The following is a 22,269-nucleotide window of genomic DNA, read 5'->3' as shown; positions in this document are numbered from 1 at the left end:
TCACCGTAAACGCGCGAATTCGCCTGCCTGGGCAACCGGCGTTTGTGCCCTGCGACCATCCATGCGCGCTGGGAATGTTCATGCAAATGTAGTGGCATCTCCTGGCGAGTGGACGGATAGCGTGAAGGGCAGTCGCGCAGCCCCACGCGGCCGGTTTCACCAACTGTTAACCATAAACTAACCCTTTCGAGGCATACTTCGCGATAAATCCGACAAGGTGACATTCGTGTTTCAAAGCATACACTTAGCCAGGACGGACCTGTGGATGCGGAGCGACGCTGGACTTTGCCTTTGGATCAGCTTTTCCGATTTCCGGGCAGTCCGATGATTATCAGCAGGACAAAAGCCACGACGCTTTCGTTGCGCGGCCGTGCGTATGGACTGCTGCTTGCCGGCTCGGCGCTGATCCTCCCGTCGGCTGCCGTTTCGCAGAGCCTTTTTCCAGACAGCGGCAGCGCGCTTCCAGCCATTCCCAGCAGCCAGGTCGGAACAGCCGGAACATCGACGATTACCCGCAACACCCCGACTGCACCGGTCGGCGGGACGATTCCCGGCATAGTCGCCGTCGCCGGAGACGAACGGGCCGCCGATACGACGGCGCAACAGAGCGCGGCCGCGCGTGTTCAGGAGCCGGAAGTCGACCTCAACCAGCCGATCGGTCCGTCCGATCTCGAGCCGCTCGATGATGGTCCCGAGGCAATCGATCCGCAGGAGGCTCCGCGTCAAGAGGTGGATCCGACCGGCATCCGGCTCGGCACGTTCATGCTGCGCCCGTCCATCAATCAGAGCATCAACACAGAAATCACCCGCGAGAACGGATCGAAGGAAACGCGCAATTACGCGGCAACCGGGATTCGCGGAACGCTGACCTCCGACTGGTCACGGCATGCGCTGACAGTTACCGGCGAAACCACGATCGAGCACAATTTCACCAAGAGCAAGGAAGGCGAGGATCCGGAGGGCAAGATCAGCGCGGATCTGCGTCTCGATCTTGCAGACGATACCGTTGCGCATCTGACCAGCGGTTACAGCTTTACCCGTGAGGACAATGACGACCCGAACGCCGTCGGTGGCGCCGACGTCCAGTCCGGCGTGCACCTGTTCCAGACCGGGGCCTCGATCGGCCGCGACATCGGCAAGATCAGAGCACTCGCCGCCGTCAACGGCTCTCGATATGTCTATACCGAGGCAAAGCTTGCGGACGGCGGCACGCTCAACATGAAAGACCGCAATCGCAGCGGCATCGATGGTCGACTGCGCCTCGGCTATGAACTTTCGCCTGCCCTCATCCCGTTTGGGGAAATCGCATCGGGCCACACATTCTACGATCGCAAGCGCGATGCTTCTGGCTATCAGCGCTCATCGCAGACCTATGCCGCACGCACCGGCGTGGAGTTCGATTTCGGCGAGAAACTGCGCGGCGAGTTGGGAACGGGCTATGAGGTCGTCGACTACGAGGATAACCGCCTCAAGAATGTCGGTGGCATCAGCTTTGATGGCGATGCGACCTGGTCACCACAGCGCGGCACCGACGTCAATCTCGGCCTGCGCACGACAGTCCAGGATTCCACAACGCCCGGCGAAGGCGGATGGGTGGAGTATGAACTCACCGCAGCGCTTGCGCACGAGATGCGCGACAGCGTCGTGGCACGCCTGAGCGGCAGCACCGTGTTCCGCAACTTTGATTCCGGCAGCGAAGACGAGGTCACCTGGCTTGCCGGCGCGGGGATAACATGGGCAATCAACCGCTATCTCGATCTCACGAGCGACGTTGAATACGAGAAAACCACGGGCGGCACCGAACAGAACATCGTTCGCGCGGGCATGGGGCTGACTCTGAAGCGATAGCGTCCATCAGGCAATCACGTTTCCGTGATATCTATCCCGGTCCTGCCGCCACTCGGCGCCAATGCTTCGACATGTGTGCCTTCACAATAGGCATAAAGTACGAAATCGCCCTAAACGGCCCAGGATCGGAATGGGTTCTGTCTCCAACATACCTTCCGGCGAACAATAATTTCCGCACTGTAGCAATCGCTGCTCCAGCTACTCCTCCAGCGCACGGCTTCTCCAGCCGATCACGCCGTCCATGCACGTTGTACAAAGCTTGCACCCGGGCTTCCGCCCACTTCCCCTCAGGACTGTGCGCAACATATAAGCGCTCACGACGAATTGTCGCAGTGCAGCATTAATGCACTCCATCGATACATCCTGATAGATTAGAGGCTCAACGTGGCTGGAATTCCAACAGACAGCGCGACCACACCGCGCACAGCAACAAGTTCGACGGCAGGTAACAATTACCGCTTCGCTCTCGTTGCCCTGACTTCCCTGTTTTTCATGTGGGGCTTTATCACCTGCCTGAACGACATTCTGATCCCGCACCTGAAAAACGTCTTCCAGCTCAACTATACCCAGTCGATGATGATCCAGCTGTGCTTTTTCGGCGCCTATTTCATCGTGTCGCTGCCGGCCGGCGCGCTTGTGAAGCGCATCAGCTACAAATGGGGCATCGTCGTCGGCCTGCTGATTGCAGCGATCGGCTGCGCGCTGTTCATCCCGGCTGCCAGCTACCGCGTCTATGCGCTGTTTCTCGGCGCGCTGTTTGTGCTGGCAAGCGGTGTCACCATTCTGCAGGTTGCCGCCAATCCCTATGTAACAGAGCTGGGCGCCCCTGAAACTGCCTCGAGCCGGCTGACGCTGACCCAGGCCTTCAACTCGCTCGGAACCACGATCGCACCGCTCTTCGGCGCCTTCCTTATCCTGTCGGCCGCGACCGGCGACATCCAGAACGCCAGCGGCGAACAACTCGAAGCCTTGCGCCTCGCAGAGGCTGATGCCGTCCGCTTCCCTTACATGCTTCTGGCAATCGCCTTCCTCGTGCTGGCCGCCGTCTTTGCAGCCCTGAAGCTGCCGCATGTCGAAACGGAAGACACGACGGTCGCTGAAGGCGGCGAACGTAGCTCCGCGTGGGCCTACCGTCACCTCGTTCTCGGCGCGATCGGCCTGTTCGTCTATGTCGGTGCCGAAGTGTCGATCGGCTCGTTCCTGGTCAATTACCTGGCAGAACCAAGCATCGCCGGCATGCCGGAATCCGAAGCCGCCCATTACGTCGCCTATTTCTGGGGCGGCGCCATGATCGGTCGTTTCGTCGGCGCCTATGTCATGCGGTTCGTCGACGACGGCAAGGCGCTGGCGTTCAATGCCGGTGTTGCGATCCTGCTGATCCTGCTCACGGTGTTTGCGGGCGGCTCGCTGGCAATGTGGTCGGTCCTCGCCATCGGCCTGTTCAACTCGATCATGTTCCCGACCATCTTCAGCCTGGCACTCAAGGGTCTTGGTCGCCACACCAGCCAGGGATCGGGCATCCTGTGCCTGGCGATCGTCGGCGGTGCCATCCTGCCGGTCGTTCAGGGCATGCTGGCCGATACGGTCGGCATCCACCTCGCCTTCCTGATGCCGGCGATCTGCTACCTCTACATCGCCTACTACGGCCTCAAGGGTCACAGGGCCGCCTGATCGAAGGCATGGATCCCTGAAACGAAAAACGCCCCCGCGATCGTCTCGCGGGGGCGTTTTCTTTTGCAGTAACGGATAGGCTTACATCAGCTTCGAGACGAGCGCCTTCAGCGGCTCTTCGATCGCCGGGCGAATGTCCGGGCGCTGCAGGGCAAAGGCGATATTGGCCATGATGAAGCCGTCCTTGGCGCCGCAGTCGTAGGTCTCGCCCTTGAAGTGGTAGCCGGCAAATTCCTGGCTCTTGGCAAGCGCCAGCATGCCGTCGGTCAACTGGATCTCGTTGCCGGCGCCACGTTCCTGGGTTTCCAGGATCTTGAAGATCTCCGGCTGCAGGATGTAGCGGCCGTTGATGAAGAAATTCGAAGGAGCCGTACCCTTGGCAGGCTTCTCGACCATCTCGGTGATCTTGAAACCGTCGCCGACGGTCTCACCCTTGCCGACGATACCGTATTTGTGGGCCTGGTCCGGATCGCATTCCTCGACCGCGAGAACGTTGCCGCCGGTCTGGTCGTAGAGTTCGACCATGCCCTTGAGGCAGCTCTTCTCCGACGACATGATCATATCCGGCAGCAGAACCGCGAAGGGTTCGTTGCCGACGATGTCGCGCGCACACCATACGGCGTGACCGAGACCGAGCGGAACCTGCTGGCGGGTGAAGCTCGCCGTACCGGCCTTCGGCAGGATATGCGAGAGCAGCGTCAGTTCGGCATTCTTGTTGCGCTCGCGCAGCATCTGCTCGAGTTCGAACTGAATATCGAAATAGTCTTCGATCACACCTTTGCCACGGCCGGTCACGAATACGAAATGTTCGATGCCGGCTTCCGCCGCTTCATCGACCACATACTGGATGACCGGCTTGTCGACGACCGTCAGCATTTCTTTTGGCACAGCCTTTGTGGCCGGCAGGAAGCGGGTGCCGAGGCCCGCAACAGGGAAGACTGCTTTACGAATTTTCCGTTCTTGTGACACTCATGCCTCCTGATGCATTTCGCTGTGCGGTTTCGGGTCTTTTGTCGGCTGTAATAAACATTTGCTACCTTTTAGCAAAGATCTGCCCCGGCCGCGCGTTTCATGGTAAAGAATTTGTTGACCCTATCCTGTTATCACATCGTTGAGCCGCATCCCGATCTCGCCATGATGGCCAGAATAAAAATGGACCGACTGCCGATGAAAAAAATCAGCCCCAATCGCTTCCGCGCAACGATCTTCTCGCTTGTCGCCGGCCTTGCCATATCGACCTGCGCGATAGATGCCCGCGCCGATGCCGGTTTCAAGACGTGGGTTGCAAATTTCTATTCGACTGCTGCCAAAAGCGGAATCAGTCGCTCGACCTATGATCGCGCCTTTGCAGGCATCAGCGGTCCCGATCAGGAAGTCCTGCGCAAGGCCGAGTACCAGCCGGAATTCAAGTCGAAAATCTGGGATTATCTCGACAGCCGCGTCAATCCCTACACGGTCAAGATCGGCCGCGAAATGGCTGCCCGCCATGGCGCGACGCTGAACGCCTTGGAGCGGCATTTCGGTGTCGACAGAAACATTCTCCTCGCCATCTGGTCGATGGAATCCAACTATGGCGCAGCTCTGGAAAATCCCGAACGTTTGCACCACGTGCCGCAGGCACTGGCGACGCTCGGCTGGGGCGATCCGAAGCGCGGCAAGTTCGCGCGCAACCAGCTGATCGCCGCCTTGAAGATTCTTCAGGCAGGCGACGTATCCCCCAAGCAGCTGACCGGTTCCTGGGCAGGCGCGATGGGCCATACCCAGTTCATCCCGACGAGCTACCTGCTCTATGCGGTCGACGCTGATGGCAACGGCAAGCGCGACATCTGGCATTCGGTTCCCGATGCGCTGGCGACCTCCGCCAACCTCCTGGCCAAGAACGGCTGGACTGCCGGCAAGACCTGGGGCTACGAATCCGTGCTTCCCGCCGGCGCCGCAAAATACGAAGGCCAGAGCAAGACCCTGGCACAGTGGGCAGCGCTGGGCTTCCAGCGTCCGAACGGCAAGGGTTTTCCGCGCGGAGCAGACCGCGCGACATTGAAGCTGATGGCCGGCGCGAACGGTCCAGCCTACCTGATGCTCTCCAACTTCTTCACCATCAAGCGCTACAACGCAGCCGACAGCTACGCGCTCGCGGTCGGTCTTCTCGCCGACGAGATCGCAGGTTTCGGCGGTGTACAGCAGTCCTGGCCGCGCCCCAACGGCACGCTCGACATCAAGGAGAAGTTCGAGCTGCAGAGCCGCATGAAGGAACTCGGCTATTACGAAGGCGAAGTGGACGGCAATTTCGGCTCCGGCTCGAAGGCCGCGATCTCCGCCATTCAGAAGCGCCTTGGCATGCAGCCGGATGGCGAGCCGTCGCATTCTCTTCTCAAGGCGATCCGTTGAGGCTAGCATGCGATGCGCCGCATCGTGAACGGTGCGGCCAAAAGGCATGAAAACGATGAAGCTCTTGCGCCACAACAGGCCAAACCGACGCCTGGTCCGGACGGTATTCATGGTAGCGACCAGCCTCGTGCTGTCGCTGCCATCAACCGTTTCGTTTGCCCAGGACGGCGGCGATCGGCGCAACCTGTTCAACATGCTGTTCGGTGCGCCCCGCACAGAGCGATATGAACGCTACGAACGTCCGACCCGGCGATATGACCGGCAGGATGGATCGATCATCGAGATGGCGCCACGCCGGCAGAGAAGCCGTGCCACTCCGCAGGCTGCGGTTCCCCGCACGAGGACGGCACCGATACCCTCTCAGCCCCACGCCGAACCCGTCGCCAAACTGGAAACCGCCAAGAAAATACTCGTTATCGGCGATTTTCTCGCCGGCAATATCGGGGGTGAGCTGGAAACGACGTTTGCGACCTCCCCGGGGGTTTCGATCATCAGCCGCAGCGACGGATCCTCCGGCCTGGTGCGCGACGACCATTACGACTGGCTTGGCCAACTGCCGGCTATTCTCGACGAGGCCAAACCCGCGATCGTGGTCGTCATGCTGGGTGCCAACGACCGCCAGCAAATGGACACCGCCAGCGGCCGCGAGAAATTCCGCACGGATGCCTGGTTCAAACAATATGAAACCCGTGTCGCGGAGCTTGCAGGCATGATCGCGCAGCGCAAGCTGACGCTGCTTTGGGTCGGCCTGCCGGCGTTCCAGTCGCCATCGATGATGGCGGACGCGGTCACGCTCAACACGCTTTATCGGGGACAGGTGGAGAAGGTCGGCGGCGAATTCGTCGACATCTGGGACGGCTTCGTCGACGAGGACGGCAGGTTCGTCCTGACTGGCTCGGACGTCAACGGACAGCAGGTACGCCTGCGCAATTCCGACGGCATCACGCTCACCAAGCCCGGCAAGGAAAAGCTCGCCTTCTATGTCGACAAGGTCCTGCGCCGGCATCTGGGCGACATGGCAAGCCCCGATCTCGCCAAATTCGACAGCAGCACCCTCCCGCCGCTCCAGACGCTCGAATCTCCAGCCAACCCCGAAGTGCCCGTACGGCCGATCAGCCTGGTTGACCCGGAGCTGGACGGCGGCCAAGAGCTTCTGGGCGGCAATGCGCCACCGGCCCGTCTGACGGAAACGCCCCGCGACAAACTGGTCAAACGCGGCGAACTTGACCCCGCCCCGGCGGGTCGGATCGACGACTACCGGCTCACGACCCAGTAGGTCTTTGACACGAGCGCGAGCTCTCGCCTGTAACTTCGTGAAAAACGTGTTACATAGTCATAAATTCCCAGTTCAGACGTGCATGGCCTAGCTGATCTCTTTTATCGGAGTGCCCACATGAACCTGCTTTTTCGCGTTATCGTATCCACGATTCTGCTTGCGACGCCGGTCCTTGCAGACGTTCCGCCGTTTCCATCCACCTTCAGGACCCAAACTGTCCATGTCGGCAACGTAGACATCCATCTCCGGATTGGTGGCAAGGGACCTGCCGTCGTTCTGCTACATGGCTACGGCGAAACCGGCGACATGTGGGCGCCGCTGGCTGCAAAGCTCGAGATGGATCATCTGGTCATCGTTCCCGATCTTCGCGGCATGGGTCTGTCATCACACCCCGAAGGCGGCTTCGACAAGGCAAGCCAGGCCCGCGACCTGGCGACCATTCTTAACGGACTGCACATCGATCGTTTCGCGCTGGTCACGCACGATATCGGCAACATGGTGGGCTTCGCCCTCGCGACGCAGCAACCCGCCCGCGTGACCCGCTTCGCGCTGCTCGATGCGCCCGTTCCCGGCATCGGCCCATGGGACGAGATCCTGAAAAACCCGCTTCTCTGGCATTTCCGCTTCGGGGGGCCGGACATGGAGCGTCTCGTCGCCGCGCGCGAGCGCATCTATCTGGACCGGTTCTGGAACGAATTTTCCGCCGACCCAAAGCGGTTCGACGAAGCATCCCGCAAACACTATGCCGCCCTCTATGCCTTGCCCGGCGCCATGCACTCAGGCTTCGCCCAGTTCGCGGCCTTCGACCAGGATGCGATCGACAACCGCGCCTGGGCAGCCACAGGCGCAAAACTGCAAATGCCCATTCTGGCCGTCGGCGGTGAAAAGTCCTTCGGGCCGGGCATGGCGGCGGTGATGCGCACCGCAGCCACGCAGGTCAGCGAAGGCGTAATCGCCGATGCCGGCCACTGGCTGATGGAAGAACAGCCGGATGCCACCGTCAAGATGATCGCCGCGTTTCTATCTACCAGTAAGTAACACCATCATTAGAGCAGGCGCTTATCGACGAACGCAAGCGTCCGCGTAGCAGTCCTTATGGTCGATCCTTCTAATGAACGTCTGCGCCCGTGGGATTGGATCGTGAAGATACTGATCCGGCCCCAGCATTTTGCGGAGGTTCAGTTCCAGCGTATCGAGCAGATCGAAATTGACCGGTACCATTTCGCAAGTCCAGCCAGAGCAATGACGGGACCATCCCTTTTTATGATGGGCGAGCAGGCGCGCTCGCAAGCTGTGCCATGGTAGTCGAAAGCGACAGTCCCATCGGTCACATAGACATGCGCGCCAGGAAAGCCATCCGCCGGAACAACCCGTTCCGCGTAAAGACCCACGACGGGCGGGTGAAGCAGATAGGTACCGGCCAGAATATGGCATGCTCCATGCCCGAAGAAAATTCGGTCGGGCAGCATCCAACGACGGACGGGGTCTCTCTTGATGCCGCTTTTCAAGATGTACATGCGGCAATCATGACCTGATTCCGCCGAAACAAAAACGGCCCCTCCCCGCAAAACGGAGAGAGGCCGTTCATTTTGACAAATAAGTTAGCGCGGCAGGACGCTCGAGCCCATCAGCGCTTCGTCGATCGCTCTTGCTGCCTGACGGCCTTCGCGGATCGCCCACACCACCAACGACTGGCCGCGGCGAACGTCGCCGGCGGTCCACAGCTTGTCGACCGAGGTCTTGTAGTCGCGCTCGTTGGCAATGACGTTGGTGGAGCCGCGGCGGTCGACATTGAGCGCCAGCTTGCCGTCGAGTTCGGACAGAACGCTGTCGGTTGCCGGACCGGAGAAGCCGATGGCGATGAAGGCGAGATCGGCCTTGATGATGAAGTCGGTGCCCGCGATCGGTTGGCGGCGATCATCCACTTCGCAGCAGCGAACGCCGGTCAGCTGGCCGTCTTCTCCGACGAATTCGAGCGTTGCTACCTGAAACTCGCGGATCGCGCCTTCGGCCTGGCTGGACGAGGTGCGCATCTTGGTGGCCCAGAATGGCCAGACGGCAAGCTTGTCTTCCTTTTCCGGCGGCTGCGGGCGGATGTCGAGCTGGGTCACCTTGACGGCGCCCTGGCGGAACGCGGTACCGACGCAGTCGGACGCAGTATCGCCACCGCCGACGACGACGATATGCTTGCCACCGGCAAGGATCGGCTCGGCGGCCCAGGCGACGCTATCGATATTCTCGCGGCCGATACGGCGGTTCTGCTGCACGAGATACGGCATCGCATCATAGACGCCGTGCAGTTCCGTGCCGGGAATGCCGGCCGGACGCGGGGTTTCGGAACCGCCGCAATAGAGCACGGCATCGAATTCCGCGGTCAGTTCCTCGACCTTCTTGTCGACGCCGATATTGACGCCGTAGTGGAAGGTCACGCCTTCGCCGGTCATCTGCTCGACGCGGCGGTCGATGAAATTCTTCTCCATCTTGAAGTCAGGAATGCCGTAACGCAGCAGGCCGCCGGCCTTGGACTCACGCTCGAACAGATGCACATCGTGACCGGCACGCGAAAGCTGCTGGGCCGCCGCCATGCCGGCAGGACCCGAACCGATCACGGCAACCTTGCGGCCACTCTTCACGGTCGCCGGCTGCGGCACGATATACCCGAGCTCATAGGCCTTGTCGGCAATCGCCTGCTCGACGGTCTTGATCGCGACCGGCGCATCTTCGAGATTGAGCGTGCAGGCTTCCTCGCACGGCGCGGGACAAACGCGACCGGTGAATTCCGGGAAGTTGTTGGTGGAATGAAGGTTGCGGATCGCCTCCTCCCACTTGTTGTTGTAGACGAGGTCGTTCCAATCGGGAATCTGGTTATGAACCGGGCAGCCGGTCGGACCGTGGCAATAGGGAATGCCACAGTCCATGCAGCGCGCCGCCTGTTTCGTCACTTCCGCATCCGACATCGGAATGGTGAATTCGCGGAAATGGCGGATACGATCGGACGCCGGCTGGTACTTGCCAACCTGCCGGTCGATTTCCATGAATCCCGTAACTTTGCCCATAGTCTTTCCCTCAGTTCACAGAGGCGGCCATTGCGGCCCCCAGTACCAGTAGGCGAAACCGATCACCGCCCCCAGCACCACAAATTCCAAAACTAGCGCACCGATTGACCAGTGCGGCGACCGTTGGAACGGCCGCGGCGATTGCCACGGCCGTTCCGGCATGAACGATGCGTCCAATGCGGTTCACTCCGCAGCCACGCCCATCCGCATTCGTTCCATTTCCACCAGTGCACGACGATATTCGACCGGCATGACCTTGCGGAATTTCGGACGGAACTCGCTCCAGCGGTCGAGAATGTCCTTGGCGCGTGTCGAGCCCGTATAGTGCATGTGGTTGGAGATCAGCTGGTAGAGCCGTTCCTCGTCGTGACGCGTCATGTCTTCGGAAACGTCCACGCGTCCCTTGTGCATGATGTCGCCGCCGTGGTGGTGCAGCTTTTCCAGCATGTCGTCTTCTTCCGGAACCGGCTCCAGTTCCACCATCGCCATGTTGCAGCGCTTGGCGAAATCGCCCGTCTCGTCGAGCACGTAAGCCACGCCACCCGACATGCCGGCTGCAAAGTTGCGGCCGGTTTCGCCGAGCACGACGACGATGCCGCCGGTCATGTATTCGCAGCCGTGGTCGCCCACGCCCTCGACCACCGCGATGGCGCCCGAGTTGCGCACCGAGAAACGCTCGCCGGCAACGCCGCGGAAGTAGCACTCGCCGGTCGTTGCGCCGTAAAGCACGGTGTTTCCGACGATGATCGAGTTCTCGGCAACGATGTTGGAGTTTTCCGGCGGCCGCACGATGATGCGTCCACCCGACAGACCCTTGCCGACATAGTCGTTGCCGTCACCGATCAGGTCAAACGTGATGCCGCGCGCAAGGAACGCCGCGAACGACTGTCCGGCCGTGCCGCGCAGCGTCACATGGATCGTGTCGTCCTTCAGTCCCTTCTGGCCCCAGCGCTTGACCAGCGCACCCGACAGCATGGCGCCGACGGAACGGTCGACGTTCTTGATCGGCACTTCGAAGACGACAGGCTCCTTGCTTTCAAGGGCTGCCTGCGACTTCTCGATCAGCTTGCGGTCGAGAATATCGTCGATCGGATGCTTTTGCCGCTCGGTCCAGTAGGTCGCAGACTTCGGAGCCTCAACCTTGTGAAACAGCTTGGTGAAGTCGAGACCCTGCGACTTCCAGTGCGCCAGCATGTCGTCCTTCTCGAGCAGCTCGGAAAGGCCGATGATCTCGTCGAACTTGGTGAAGCCAAGCGATGCGAGGATCTCGCGCACTTCCTCAGCCACGAAGAAGAAGTAGTTGATCACGTGTTCCGGCGTGCCCTTGAAGCGCTTGCGCAGAACCGGATCCTGCGTCGCGACACCAACGGGGCAGGTGTTGAGATGGCACTTGCGCATCATGATACAGCCGGCGGCAATGACTGGCGCCGTCGCAAAGCCGAACTCGTCCGCTCCGAGAAGCGCTCCGATGATGACGTCGCGGCCGGTCTTCAGACCACCATCGACCTGCAGCGCGATACGCGAGCGCAGACCGTTCAGCACCAGCGTCTGCTGGGTCTCGGCAAGGCCGATTTCCCAAGGAGAGCCGGCATGCTTCAGCGATGTCAGCGGCGAAGCGCCCGTGCCACCGTCGAAACCTGCAACCGTGATATGATCGGCGCGCGCCTTGGCGACGCCTGCCGCAACCGTGCCGACACCCACTTCCGAGACCAGCTTGACGGAGATGTCGGAGGTCGGGTTGACGTTCTTCAAATCGTAGATCAGCTGCGCCAGATCTTCGATCGAATAGATGTCGTGATGCGGCGGCGGCGAGATGAGGCCGACACCCGGCGTCGAGTGACGGGTCTTGGCGACAGTCGCGTCCACCTTGTGGCCGGGCAACTGACCACCCTCGCCGGGCTTTGCACCCTGCGCCACCTTGATCTGCAGCATATCCGCATTGACCAGATACTCGGTCGTCACGCCGAAGCGGCCGGATGCGATCTGCTTGATCGCCGAACGCTCCGGGTTCATCGAACCGTCGGCCAGCGGCAGATAGCGATCGCTTTCCTCGCCGCCTTCGCCGGTGTTCGACTTGCCGCCGATGCGGTTCATGGCAATCGCAAGCGTCGTATGCGCCTCGCGCGAAATCGAGCCGAACGACATGGCGCCGGTCGAGAACCGCTTGACGATATCGACTGCCGGTTCGACTTCATCGAGCGACACCGGCTTGCGGCCAAACGCTTCCGCCGACTTGATCTTGAACAGGCCGCGAATGGTGTTCATCCGCACCGCGCTCTCGTTCACCATTTCGGCGAACTCGCGGTAGCGATCCTGGCTGTTGCCGCGCACGGCATGCTGCAGGGTGGCGACCACATCCGGCGTCCAGGCATGGCTTTCGCCACGCATGCGGTAGGCATATTCGCCGCCGATATCGAGCGAGGAGGCGAGAACCGGATCCTTGCCGAAGGCTGCACGGTGGCGGGTAACGGTTTCCTCGGCGATATGATCGAGGCCGATACCTTCGATCGACGTCGCGGTGCCGAAGAAATACTGGTTGACCAGCTCGGTGTTCAGACCGACGGCATCGAAGATCTGGCCGCCGCAATAGGACTGGTAGGTCGAGATGCCCATCTTGGACATGACCTTGAGGATGCCCTTGCCGACCGCCTTGATGTAGCGCGAGACGATCTCGGAACTGTCCACTTCCTTCGGAAACTCGCCGCGCATATGCATGTCAGTCAGCGTGTCGAAGGCGAGATAAGGGTTGATGGCTTCGGCACCGTAACCGGCGAGAAGGCAGAAATGGTGGATCTCGCGCGGCTCGCCCAATTCGACGACGAGACCGACCGAAGTGCGAAGACCCTTGCGGATCAGATGGTGATGCACGGCAGCGGTCGCGAGAAGCGCCGGGATGGCAATCCTGTCCGGTCCGATCTGGCGGTCGGAGAGAACGATGATGTTATAGCCGCCCTTGACCGCCGCTTCCGCACGCTCGCAGAGGCGATCGAGCATTTCCGGCATGCCTTCGGCGCCGCGCTCGATATCGTAGGTGAAATCGAGCGTCTTGGTGTCGAAACGGTCTTCCGTGTGACCGATCGAGCGGATCTTTTCCAGATCTCCATTGGTGAGGATCGGCTGGCGCACTTCGAGCCGCTTGGCGTTTGCAGCACCTTCATGGTCGAGAATGTTCGGCCGCGGCCCGATGAACGACACGAGGCTCATGACGAGCTCTTCGCGGATCGGATCGATCGGCGGGTTCGTCACCTGCGCAAAGTTCTGCTTGAAATAGGTGTAGAGCAGCTTCGACTTTTGCGACATCGCCGAGATCGGCGTGTCGGTGCCCATCGAGCCCACGGCTTCCTGACCGGTCGTCGCCATCGGCGACATCAGGATCTTGGTGTCCTCGGATGTGTAGCCGAATGCCTGCTGGCGATCGAGCAGCGACACGTCGCGGCGCAGCGCGCGCGGTTCAACCGGCTTCAGGTCCTCAAGGATCAGCTGCGTGCGATCCAGCCACTTCTCGTAAGGATGGCGGGTTGCAAGCGTGGTCTTCAACTCCTCGTCGGAGATGATCTGACCCTTTTCCATGTCGATCAGCAGCATCTTGCCAGGCTGCAGACGCCACTTCTTGATGATGCTTTCTTCCGGCACCGGCAGCGTGCCGGCTTCGGATGCCAGAATGATGCGGTCGTCGTCGGTGACGAGATAACGGGCCGGGCGCAGACCGTTGCGGTCGAGCGTCGCGCCGATCTGGCGGCCATCGGTAAAGCACACGGCAGCCGGACCATCCCATGGCTCCATCAGAGCCGCATGGTATTCGTAGAAAGCCTTGCGCTCCTTCGACATCGACTGGTTGCCGGCCCAGGCTTCGGGGATCAGCATCATCATCGCATGCGCCAGCGAATAGCCGCCACGCAGCAGGAATTCGAGCGCGTTGTCGAAGCAGGCCGTATCCGACTGGCCCTCGTAGGAGATCGGCCAGAGCTTGGAAATGTCGTCGCCGAACAGCGGCGAGGACACCGATGCCTGACGCGCCGCCATCCAGTTGACGTTGGAGCGCAGCGTGTTGATTTCGCCGTTATGGGCAACCATGCGGTATGGATGCGCGAGCTTCCAGGACGGGAACGTGTTGGTGGAGAACCGCTGGTGCACGAGGGCGACAGCACTTTCAAACCGCGGGTCGGCCAGATCCTTGTAATAGGCGCCGACCTGATAGGCGAGGAACATGCCCTTGTAGACGATCGTCGTCGATGACAGCGATACCGGATAGAAGCCGGTTTCCTGACCGCCGAACTGATCGTAGATACGGTTGGAGATGACCTTGCGAATGAGGAAGAGCTTGCGCTCGAAATCCTGATTGGTCGCGGCATCGCGGCCGGCGCCAATGAACACCTGGAGGTGATAGGGCTCGGTACCGGCAATATCCGGCGCCTTGGACAGCGAGGAATTGTCGACAGGCACTTCGCGGAAGCCGATGAACTGCTGGCCCTCTTCAGCCGTCACATCGACGATCACCTTCTTGAAGTGCTCGATCTGATCCGGGTCGCGCGGCAGGAAGAAGTGACCGACGGCATACTCGCCAGCCTTGGGCAGGGTGATGCCCTGCTTCGCCATTTCCTCGCGGAAGAACTTGTCGGGGATCTGCAGCAGAATGCCGGCACCATCGCCCATCAGCGGGTCAGCACCGACGGCGCCGCGATGGGTGAGGTTTTCCAGAATGAACAGGCCATCCTTGATGATCTGGTGCGACTTCTGGCCCTTCATATGGGCGATGAAGCCGACGCCGCAGGCATCGTGCTCGTTGCGCGGGTTGTAAAGCCCCTGCGCGGCCGGAATGCCGGAGGCAATGAATGGCAGACGCTGTTCGACGCCCGAGCCAGCTTCCGCCGCGGTCGCGGTGGCGGGCAGACAGTGCACTTCAGGAACATTCTTCGTCATTGCTATTCCTCCTGTTGGCCACTCACGATCGAGCTTGCAAACGGCGTATTCTTCATTTCACCCGAAGGAATACCTCGTCCTTTCAGGCGGCAGACTGCGGAAGCAGGAAGCCCTTGAGAGCACGAAGCATACCCTTGAACACGTCGACGGTCACCGCTCGGAAACGAAAAACCGCCTTCAGTTCAAAAATTAGGACAACAATTCTGTCCTAATTCTCGAATTTTATGACATATGTGCCGCCTGTCTTCAATCCCCGGCCCACGAAAAACTTAAAGCTAAACGACACTTGATTACTGGTTGCGATGCCAGCTTGAAATAATCTTGCGCCGCGAGTGACAAAACTCGGCTTTGATTACGCGGCACGAGCAGACACCGCTCATTCGGCACATTTCCGGATTGATCAACGGTCCGAAAGGCTTATGGTCCGCCTCGCTCAAAGCCCCGCATCTTATCCCACATAGCTTGCAAGGTACCGTCATGTTCTTCGCCTCGGACAACTGGGCTGGCGCCCATCCCGCAATCAATGAACGCTTGTCGAAGGAATCCACCCGCTTTGCCGCGGCCTACGGCAACAGCGAGCTCGACCGCTCGATCGAGGCTCGCTTCAACGAGATGTTTGAACGCGACGTCGCCGTCTTCTTTGTCGCGACCGGCACGGCAGCCAATTCGCTAGCGCTTGCCAGCGTCGCCCGCCCCGGCGGCCTCACCTTTTGTCATTCCGAAGCGCATGTGATCGAGGACGAATGCGGAGCACCCGACTTCTTCTCGGGCATGCGCATGGTCGCGGTCGAGGGCCCGGCCGGCAAAATGCTGCCGGAGAACCTCGTGGAGCGCATCTCACGCTACCCGCAGGACGCCATTCACCACGGCCGCGCCGCCGCCATCACCATGACGCAGGCAACAGAAGTCGGCACGATCTATACGCTCGATGAAATCGACGCGATCGCAAAGATCGCCAAGGACAACGGTCTGCCGCTGCACATGGACGGCGCCCGCTTCGCCAATGCTCTGGTCGCGCTTGATTGCTCGCCCGCCGAGATGACCTGGAAGCGTGGCGTCGACGTGCTGTCCTTCGGCGGCACCAAGAACGGCTGCTGGTGCGCCGAGGCGATCGTGTTCTTCAATCCTGATCTCGCCAAGGATTTTGCATTCCTGCGCAAGCGCAGCGCACAGCTGTTTTCGAAATCGCGCTTTATCGCAGCCCAGTTCGACGCCTATCTGAAGGACGACCTGTGGATGGGTCTCGCCGGCCATGCCAACACCATGGCCGATCGCCTGCGCACCGGCTTCAGCGCGCTCAACAGCGCACGGCTTGCCTGGCCGACGACATCGAACGAAGTGTTCGCGGTCCTGCCGAAAGCCTCCGCCAAGGCCGCCGAAGAACAGGGCGCACGCTTCTACAACTGGCCGGCACCCCGCGACATTCCGGAAAAGATCAAGGCAGACGAAGTGCTCATCCGCATGGTCACATCGTTTGCGACCACGGAAGAAGACGTCGACCAGTTCCTGTCGATCTGCGCTTCCGCCTGATCGTCAGCCCTGCTTTTGCGGCGCAATCTGCGCCGTAATCAGGCTGGACAGGGCCTCGACCAGCGCGGCATCTGCGCCGCGCCTGGAAATCAGCACGAACTCGACATCCTGCAGCGTTGGCAAACGGTCCCCGGTGATCTCCTTGAGGCCTTCGGGCGCCATGCTGCGCGGCTGCACGAGCACGCCCATTCCCGCCCGCGCCGCAGCCGTCAAACCGCTGAGACTGCCGCAGGTGCAGACGATCCGCCAGGACATACCGGCTCCATCCAGCGCCTCTTGCGCCACCCGCCGCGTGATCGAGGGCGACGGGAAGGCGATCAGCGGCAGAGCATCGGTCCGGTCGATCATGCGCTCCGGATCCCGCGCCAGCCACACAAGCGGCTCGCGGTAGAGCAGACGCCCATGGGTTTCCCCCACATGCCGTTTGGCGAGAACCAGATCGAGATCGCCCGCGTCCTGCATCTGATTGAGCACGGCCGACAGCGCCACGGTCAGCTCCAGATCGACGAGTGGATGCAAACGAATAAAATCTTCGAGAATGCCCGTCAGCCGGCTCGCAACCACATCCTCGGAAACGCCGAGCCGCAATCTGCCACGCAGCCGGCTTTCGCCGAACAACGAGGACACCTTGCTGTTGAGATCCAGCATTCCGCGCGCATAGCCCAGCAGCGCCTCCCCTTCCGTCGTCAGCCGCACGTGGTGCGTATCCCGCGAAACGAGCTGACGCCCGAGCGACTTTTCCAACCGCTGGATATGCTGGGTAACGGTCGACTGCCCGAGCCCCAGCCGTGCCGCCGTATCGGTAAAACTTCCCGTCTGCTCCAGCACGAGAAAACTGTTCAGGTGATGCAGGTTGAGCATGGTTATCCGACTTCGCGATAGCTGTTAGTGTTTGCATTTCAATTCATGATAAGCGAAGACAGCCTCGACAAACAATGAAATCGTCGAAGGATTTTCCATGCGCCGCTACCTGCCGGATCGCTTTACCGTCATGCTCGTCTGCACCGTCATCCTCGCCTCCTTCCTGCCGATCCAGGGCGTATGGGCGGAATGGTTCGGGGTGGCGACAGACATCGCCATCGGCCTCCTCTTCTTTCTGCATGGCGCTCGCCTGTCGCGGGATGTGGTGGTCGCAGGCGTCCTGCACTGGCGCCTGCATCTGACGATCCTTTTGACGACGTTTGCGATCTTCCCGATCCTTGGGCTCATGATCGGTTTCGTTCCGGAAGACATCCTGCCGGCACCGCTTTACATGGGCATCCTCTTCCTCTGTGTGCTGCCGTCCACCGTGCAGTCGTCGATCGCCTTTACCTCGATGGCGGGCGGCAACGTGCCGGCGGCAATCGTTGCGGCATCCGGTTCCAACATTCTCGGCATGTTCCTGACCCCGCTTCTGGTCGGCCTGCTTCTGTCGACGACCGGCGACGCCGGCGTTTCGACCGATGCCATCCAGAAGATTGGTCTTCAGCTTCTGGCACCGTTCATCGCCGGCCAGATCCTGCAGCCGTGGATCGGCAACTGGATCCGCTCCAAGAAGAAGATCCTCTCGCCCGTCGACCGCGGCTCGATCCTGATGGTCGTCTACCTCGCCTTCTCGGAAGCGGTCATCGAAGGAATCTGGAGCCGATTTTCGGTGAGCGACATCGCGGCAGTCGTCGTCATCGACATGCTGCTTCTGACCGTCGTCATCTGCATCACCATGTTCGGCAGCAGACTGCTCGGCTTCAAGAAGGAAGACGAGATCACCATCACCTTCTGCGGCTCCAAGAAATCGCTGGCAAGCGGCGTACCGATGGCCAACGCCATCTTCTCCGGCCAGTCGGCCTCGATCGGCGCCATCGTCCTGCCGATCATGCTGTTCCATCAGATCCAGCTGATGGCCTGCGCCGCGATCGCCCAGAAATACGCCGATCGCGCCAGGGCCAAGGAAGAAGCCCTCGCCAAGGTCGCCGCAGCCTGAAACCGGCGTGCAGACCTTAAGGTGTGCCAATCAGGGCCGAAGCTTTGGCCCTAATTTCCTGAAGCTCAGAGGCTGAAACACGGCTCTTGCGTTCGGCGCGGCGTGAGCGCCAGTCGAGGCTTTTTACCTGATCTGCAAGGACGCATCCTTTGTCGTCCTTCAGAACGACCTCGAATGGATACCCTTTCACCTTCGTCGTCATCGGGCAGCAGAGCATCAGTCCGAAACGATTGTAGCTTGCGGGACTAAGGACGACTGCAGGCCGCCGCCCCGCTTGCTCGTGTCCGGACTGCGGCGAGAAATCAAGCCAGAGGATGTCGCCGGCATCGGGAACGTTGGACTGAGCGTTCACAACGCTTCTCTGCCGACCGGCGCACCAAAGTCGGCCTCGTCATGCAGATTGTCGGCGTTCATACCGGCAACAAGGTGGTCTAGCGTTGTGTCCAGTTCGGTAACAGCCTGGATAACGATACGGCCGTTTTCTTCGGATACTTCGACGACGGAATCCGGCTTGAGGTTTGCCGCTTCCATGACGGCTGCCGGAATGCGAACAGAAGCGCTGTCGCCCGATTTCTTGACAGTAACACGCATCGGCACTCCCTCACGTTGAAGATCAGGCTGAGATAATGTCGATACGGTAGGCCGCCCGGCAAACCCGGTCAATGCCAACCAAAAACGCCCCCTCCCGGCGTGGGAAGAGGCGTCTGTATGCTACCCGTGACTGGAGGTCATTGGGCTGTCATTACTCTCCGTGGCGGGTCAGTTGACCTGCTGCGGAGCGATCTGCGCTTCGATCGTCTTGACGCTGTCGGAAGCATCGGCCGCAATCGAGATACGGCGTGGCTTCAGCGCTTCCGGAATGTTGCGCACCAGATCGATGTGCAAGAGACCGTTCTTCAGCGAAGCGGTTTCGACTTCCACGTGATCGGCGAGCTGGAAGCGGCGCTCGAAGGCGCGCTTGGCGATGCCGCGGTAGAGATATTCGGTCTCGGCACCGGCTTCGTCATCGCTCTTCTCGCCCTTCACGGTCAGCGAATGAGCCTGGAATTCGATCGAGAGCTCCTTCTCGTCAAATCCCGCGACAGCCATCGTGATGCGATAGGTGTTGTCGCCGGTCCGCTCGATATTGTAGGGCGGATAGCTCTGGGCCTGATCGCCAAGGTTGCGATTGTCGAGCAGATTGAAGAGACGGTCGAAACCGACGGTGGAGCGGTAAAGGGGGGAAAAATCGACGTGACGCATAAAGTCCTCCATTGAAGCGACGTTGCGGTTTAGCTTTGGTGTCTCACCCCGTTCTGGCGATGAAGACCCCGTTCTGCAGGCCCTTTCGGCGCCTGCAGAGGAAAGATGGGAATTGATTTTCCGTCATTCAAGAGGTCTTTTGTCGGGGGAAATTCATCCGGTGACGGGCTCGGCTTTCTGGTTATAGGCCGGCAGGTCAGAGTTCTCCGCTCCGGCCTCGCCTCTATCCGCATCCACCATTTCAGATGATTTCACTTGACGTGGCGGCCCGGATCGCTTGACCCTGTCGGCATGACTGACACGCCCCACGCCTCACAGACCCTGTTGCGATCGACCCCGGAAAATCCGGCGCCGGCCGATTACACCGCTGGCCATTTCACCGGTCACCGCGGCACGAAGCTGCGTTACGCGCTTTTCCGCTCACCGGTCTCACCGGCCCGCGGCACGATCGTGCTGCTGCAGGGGCGCAATGAGTTCATCGAGAAATATTTCGAGACTATCCGCGAGCTCAACGCGATGGGCCTGTGGGTCGCGACCTACGATCTGCGCGGCCAGGGCGGTTCCGACCGCGAGACACGGCATCTGAAAAAAGGCCATGTCAGACATTTCTCCGACTACCAGAAAGACCTCGACATCTTTCTCGAGCAGATCGTGCTTCCGGATGCACGCCTGCCTTTTTTTCTGATCGCCCATTCCACCGGCGCACTGATCGCACTGTCGTCGGCGCCGAAACTCGCCAACCGGATCAGCCGCATGGCGCTGCTGTCGCCCTATATCGGCTTTCAGGGCCAGGCCCTGCCGGAACGCATCGTCTGGCCGCTTTCGACGGTCATGCGCTGGACCGGGCTCGGCAAGATCCAGCTTGGCGGAGACAAGCGCTTCATACCCTTCGAACGAAACGGCCTGACCGGCGATCGCACCCGCTTCGAGCGAAATCTCGGCCTCTACGCTGCATATCCGGAACTGACGGTCGGCGCACCGACGGCCGGCTGGGTTCACGAGACCCTTCGCGCAGGCCGGCGCGTCTCGTCGCAGGCGCATCTGACACGGATCACCATTCCGACGCTGATCATCGCGCCTGTCCTCGATGGCGTCGTGCCCTATTCGGCCCAGGAGGAACTCTCGCGCAATTTCCGGGCGGCACAGCTCATCACCATCACCGGCGGCCGCCATGAGTTGCTGCAGGAAAAGAATATCTACCGCGCCCAGGTGATGGCGGCGCTCGAGGCCTTCATGCCTGGGCTCGATGGCGGCATAGACCTCAGCGAATCCGCGGCCTGACCCGTCTTATCGGCGCGCCAGCAGCGCAAGCGCTTCGGCGTGCACGCTACGCGAACCGGCGGCGATGATATTGCCGCCGTTCTCCGGCCGGCCACCGTCCCAGTCGGTGATGATGCCGCCCGCCTGCTCGATGATCGGGATCAGCGCACCGACATCATAGGGCTGAAGATTGTTCTCAACCACGAGATCGATATGACCGCCCGCCAGAAGGCAATAGGCGTAGCAATCGCAGCCATAGCGGAACAGCCGCACCTTCTCTTCGATCGAGCGGTAAAGTGCCAGATCCTCGCCCTCGAAAATATGCGGTGACGTGGTGAAGAGAACCGCATCGGACAGCTGTCCGCAGTCACGCACGGCAAGGACGGCCTCACCACCCGGGCCGCGATAGGTTGCGACCTTGCCATCGGCAAGATAGCGTTCGCCGGTAAACGGCTGGTCCATCATGCCCATCGTGGCCCGACCATTCGACTGCAAGCCGATCAGCGTGCCCCACAGCGGCACGCCTGAGATAAAGGCCCGCGTCCCGTCGATCGGATCGATGACCCAGACATGCTCGCGGTCGAGCCCGACATTGCCATGCTCTTCGCCCAGGATGCCGTGTTCGGGAAACCGCGCCTCGATCAGGGCCCGGATGGCGGTTTCCGCCGCCCTGTCGCCCTCGGTCACCGGATCGAACCCGCCGGCCAGCTTGTTGACGACGGAGACACCGGTGCGGAAGCGCGGCAGCGTCTGCTCGCGGGCGGCATCGGCAAGCGTATCGAAAAAGGCGCGATCAGGCAGCATCAACAACTCCGTCCCAGAAAAGCTGCCCCCGTTCTAAAGCAGGTCTTGGCGCTTAGAAAGGCCTGAACCGTTCTTGGACTGACCAAAACGCGGTCACTTCGCCAAATAATGATGCAATTTTCATCACGCAAATTAATTGATTGACAAATGTGCATAACGGACGTAGCGTCTTCCTACAGTCTTTGACTGTAAATACCCTCCTTGGGTGTTTCCTCCCTAGACTTAGCCGCGCTGTAAGCGCGGTTTTTTTTGTCCGAAATACAGGGGTGGAAGGGTATCGCGATGAGCACGCAGATGTCTGCATGCTGCGGCAT

At 60.6% G+C, this 22,269-nt stretch carries 17 protein-coding genes; 9 read left to right on the top strand and 8 right to left on the bottom strand.

What is annotated here, in order from left to right; all coding sequences use genetic code 11:
- The first annotated feature begins 324 nt into the window (after positions 1 to 324).
- Together ACQY1L_RS02025 and fucP are read left to right on the top strand one after the other, a co-directional pair.
- A complete protein-coding gene (locus ACQY1L_RS02025) occupies positions 325 to 1,848 on the top strand; it encodes an outer membrane beta-barrel protein (protein WP_062582342.1) in 1,524 nt (507 codons plus the stop codon).
- A 393-nt stretch (positions 1,849 to 2,241) separates the two neighbouring features.
- On the top strand, positions 2,242 to 3,519 hold the full coding sequence (gene fucP / locus ACQY1L_RS02020; RefSeq protein ID WP_244474112.1) for an L-fucose:H+ symporter permease: 1,278 nt from the start codon (positions 2,242 to 2,244) through the stop codon (positions 3,517 to 3,519).
- 81 nt (positions 3,520 to 3,600) lie between these two features.
- Here the strand turns inward: fucP and galU are convergent, their stop codons facing one another.
- Entirely contained in the window at positions 3,601 to 4,488 is an 888-nt protein-coding gene (galU, locus tag ACQY1L_RS02015; protein ID WP_062460958.1) for a UTP--glucose-1-phosphate uridylyltransferase GalU, read from the bottom strand.
- 198 nt (positions 4,489 to 4,686) lie between these two features.
- Here galU and ACQY1L_RS02010 point away from each other — a divergent pair, with 198 nt between their 5' ends.
- The 4 genes from ACQY1L_RS02010 (at position 4,687) to ACQY1L_RS01995 (ending at position 8,718) form a co-directional block, all read left to right on the top strand.
- Complete coding sequence (locus ACQY1L_RS02010) at positions 4,687 to 5,907, top strand: lytic murein transglycosylase (RefSeq protein WP_430242412.1); 1,221 nt, start codon at positions 4,687 to 4,689, stop codon at positions 5,905 to 5,907.
- Positions 5,908 to 6,016: 109 nt separating this feature from the next.
- Positions 6,017 to 7,183, top strand: coding sequence for an SGNH/GDSL hydrolase family protein (locus ACQY1L_RS02005; protein ID WP_430242410.1), 1,167 nt, complete (start codon positions 6,017 to 6,019; stop codon positions 7,181 to 7,183).
- 117 nt (positions 7,184 to 7,300) lie between these two features.
- Complete coding sequence (locus ACQY1L_RS02000; RefSeq protein ID WP_430242408.1) at positions 7,301 to 8,221, top strand: alpha/beta fold hydrolase; 921 nt, start codon at positions 7,301 to 7,303, stop codon at positions 8,219 to 8,221.
- 260 nt (positions 8,222 to 8,481) lie between these two features.
- The gene (locus tag ACQY1L_RS01995) at positions 8,482 to 8,718 is read left to right on the top strand and encodes a hypothetical protein (protein ID WP_430242406.1); all 237 of its coding nucleotides are present in this window, start codon (positions 8,482 to 8,484) and stop codon (positions 8,716 to 8,718) included.
- 66 nt (positions 8,719 to 8,784) lie between these two features.
- Here the strand turns inward: ACQY1L_RS01995 and ACQY1L_RS01990 are convergent, their stop codons facing one another.
- Together ACQY1L_RS01990 and gltB are read right to left on the bottom strand one after the other, a co-directional pair.
- On the bottom strand, positions 8,785 to 10,239 hold the full coding sequence (locus ACQY1L_RS01990; protein WP_062582335.1) for a glutamate synthase subunit beta: 1,455 nt from the start codon (positions 10,237 to 10,239) through the stop codon (positions 8,785 to 8,787).
- A gap of 183 nt (positions 10,240 to 10,422) precedes the next feature.
- On the bottom strand, positions 10,423 to 15,159 hold the full coding sequence (gene gltB / locus ACQY1L_RS01985; RefSeq protein ID WP_430261940.1) for a glutamate synthase large subunit: 4,737 nt from the start codon (positions 15,157 to 15,159) through the stop codon (positions 10,423 to 10,425).
- Positions 15,160 to 15,636: 477 nt separating this feature from the next.
- On the opposite strand from gltB, the gene ACQY1L_RS01980 reads away from it, so the two are divergent.
- On the top strand, positions 15,637 to 16,689 hold the full coding sequence (locus ACQY1L_RS01980) for a threonine aldolase family protein (RefSeq protein ID WP_430242402.1): 1,053 nt from the start codon (positions 15,637 to 15,639) through the stop codon (positions 16,687 to 16,689).
- 3 nt (positions 16,690 to 16,692) lie between these two features.
- Here ACQY1L_RS01980 and ACQY1L_RS01975 read toward each other — a convergent pair whose 3' ends face one another.
- Positions 16,693 to 17,550, bottom strand: coding sequence for a LysR family transcriptional regulator (locus tag ACQY1L_RS01975; RefSeq protein WP_062460971.1), 858 nt, complete (start codon positions 17,548 to 17,550; stop codon positions 16,693 to 16,695).
- Between the two features lie 97 nt (positions 17,551 to 17,647).
- Here ACQY1L_RS01975 and ACQY1L_RS01970 point away from each other — a divergent pair, with 97 nt between their 5' ends.
- Positions 17,648 to 18,649 carry a bile acid:sodium symporter family protein gene (locus tag ACQY1L_RS01970; protein WP_062582327.1) on the top strand — a complete coding sequence of 334 codons (1,002 nt, stop codon included), beginning with the start codon at positions 17,648 to 17,650 and terminating at the stop codon, positions 18,647 to 18,649.
- Positions 18,650 to 18,665: 16 nt separating this feature from the next.
- Here the strand turns inward: ACQY1L_RS01970 and mazF are convergent, their stop codons facing one another.
- The 3 genes from mazF to ACQY1L_RS01955 form a co-directional block, all read right to left on the bottom strand.
- The gene (mazF, locus tag ACQY1L_RS01965) at positions 18,666 to 19,001 is read right to left on the bottom strand and encodes an endoribonuclease MazF (RefSeq protein ID WP_062582325.1); all 336 of its coding nucleotides are present in this window, start codon (positions 18,999 to 19,001) and stop codon (positions 18,666 to 18,668) included.
- Positions 18,998 to 19,240, bottom strand: coding sequence for an AbrB/MazE/SpoVT family DNA-binding domain-containing protein (locus ACQY1L_RS01960; RefSeq protein ID WP_062582324.1), 243 nt, complete (start codon positions 19,238 to 19,240; stop codon positions 18,998 to 19,000). Before ACQY1L_RS01960 ends, mazF begins: the two co-directional genes overlap by 4 nt.
- Before the next feature lie 168 nt (positions 19,241 to 19,408).
- Entirely contained in the window at positions 19,409 to 19,891 is a 483-nt protein-coding gene (locus ACQY1L_RS01955; protein ID WP_062460976.1) for an Hsp20 family protein, read from the bottom strand.
- A 291-nt stretch (positions 19,892 to 20,182) separates the two neighbouring features.
- Between ACQY1L_RS01955 and ACQY1L_RS01950 the strand changes: the two genes are divergently transcribed.
- Complete coding sequence (locus tag ACQY1L_RS01950) at positions 20,183 to 21,172, top strand: alpha/beta fold hydrolase (RefSeq protein WP_430242399.1); 990 nt, start codon at positions 20,183 to 20,185, stop codon at positions 21,170 to 21,172.
- Positions 21,173 to 21,178: 6 nt separating this feature from the next.
- Here the strand turns inward: ACQY1L_RS01950 and hisN are convergent, their stop codons facing one another.
- Positions 21,179 to 21,955 carry a histidinol-phosphatase gene (hisN, locus tag ACQY1L_RS01945; protein ID WP_430242397.1) on the bottom strand — a complete coding sequence of 259 codons (777 nt, stop codon included), beginning with the start codon at positions 21,953 to 21,955 and terminating at the stop codon, positions 21,179 to 21,181.
- Positions 21,956 to 22,269 lie beyond the last annotated feature (314 nt).

It is taken from the genome of Neorhizobium sp. DAR64862/K0K3 (assembly GCF_050500185.1).
GTDB lineage: Bacteria > Pseudomonadota > Alphaproteobacteria > Rhizobiales > Rhizobiaceae > Neorhizobium > Neorhizobium soli.
The sequence above is the reverse complement of the archived record's forward strand: the minus strand, read 5'-3'. Positions and strand labels throughout refer to the sequence as shown.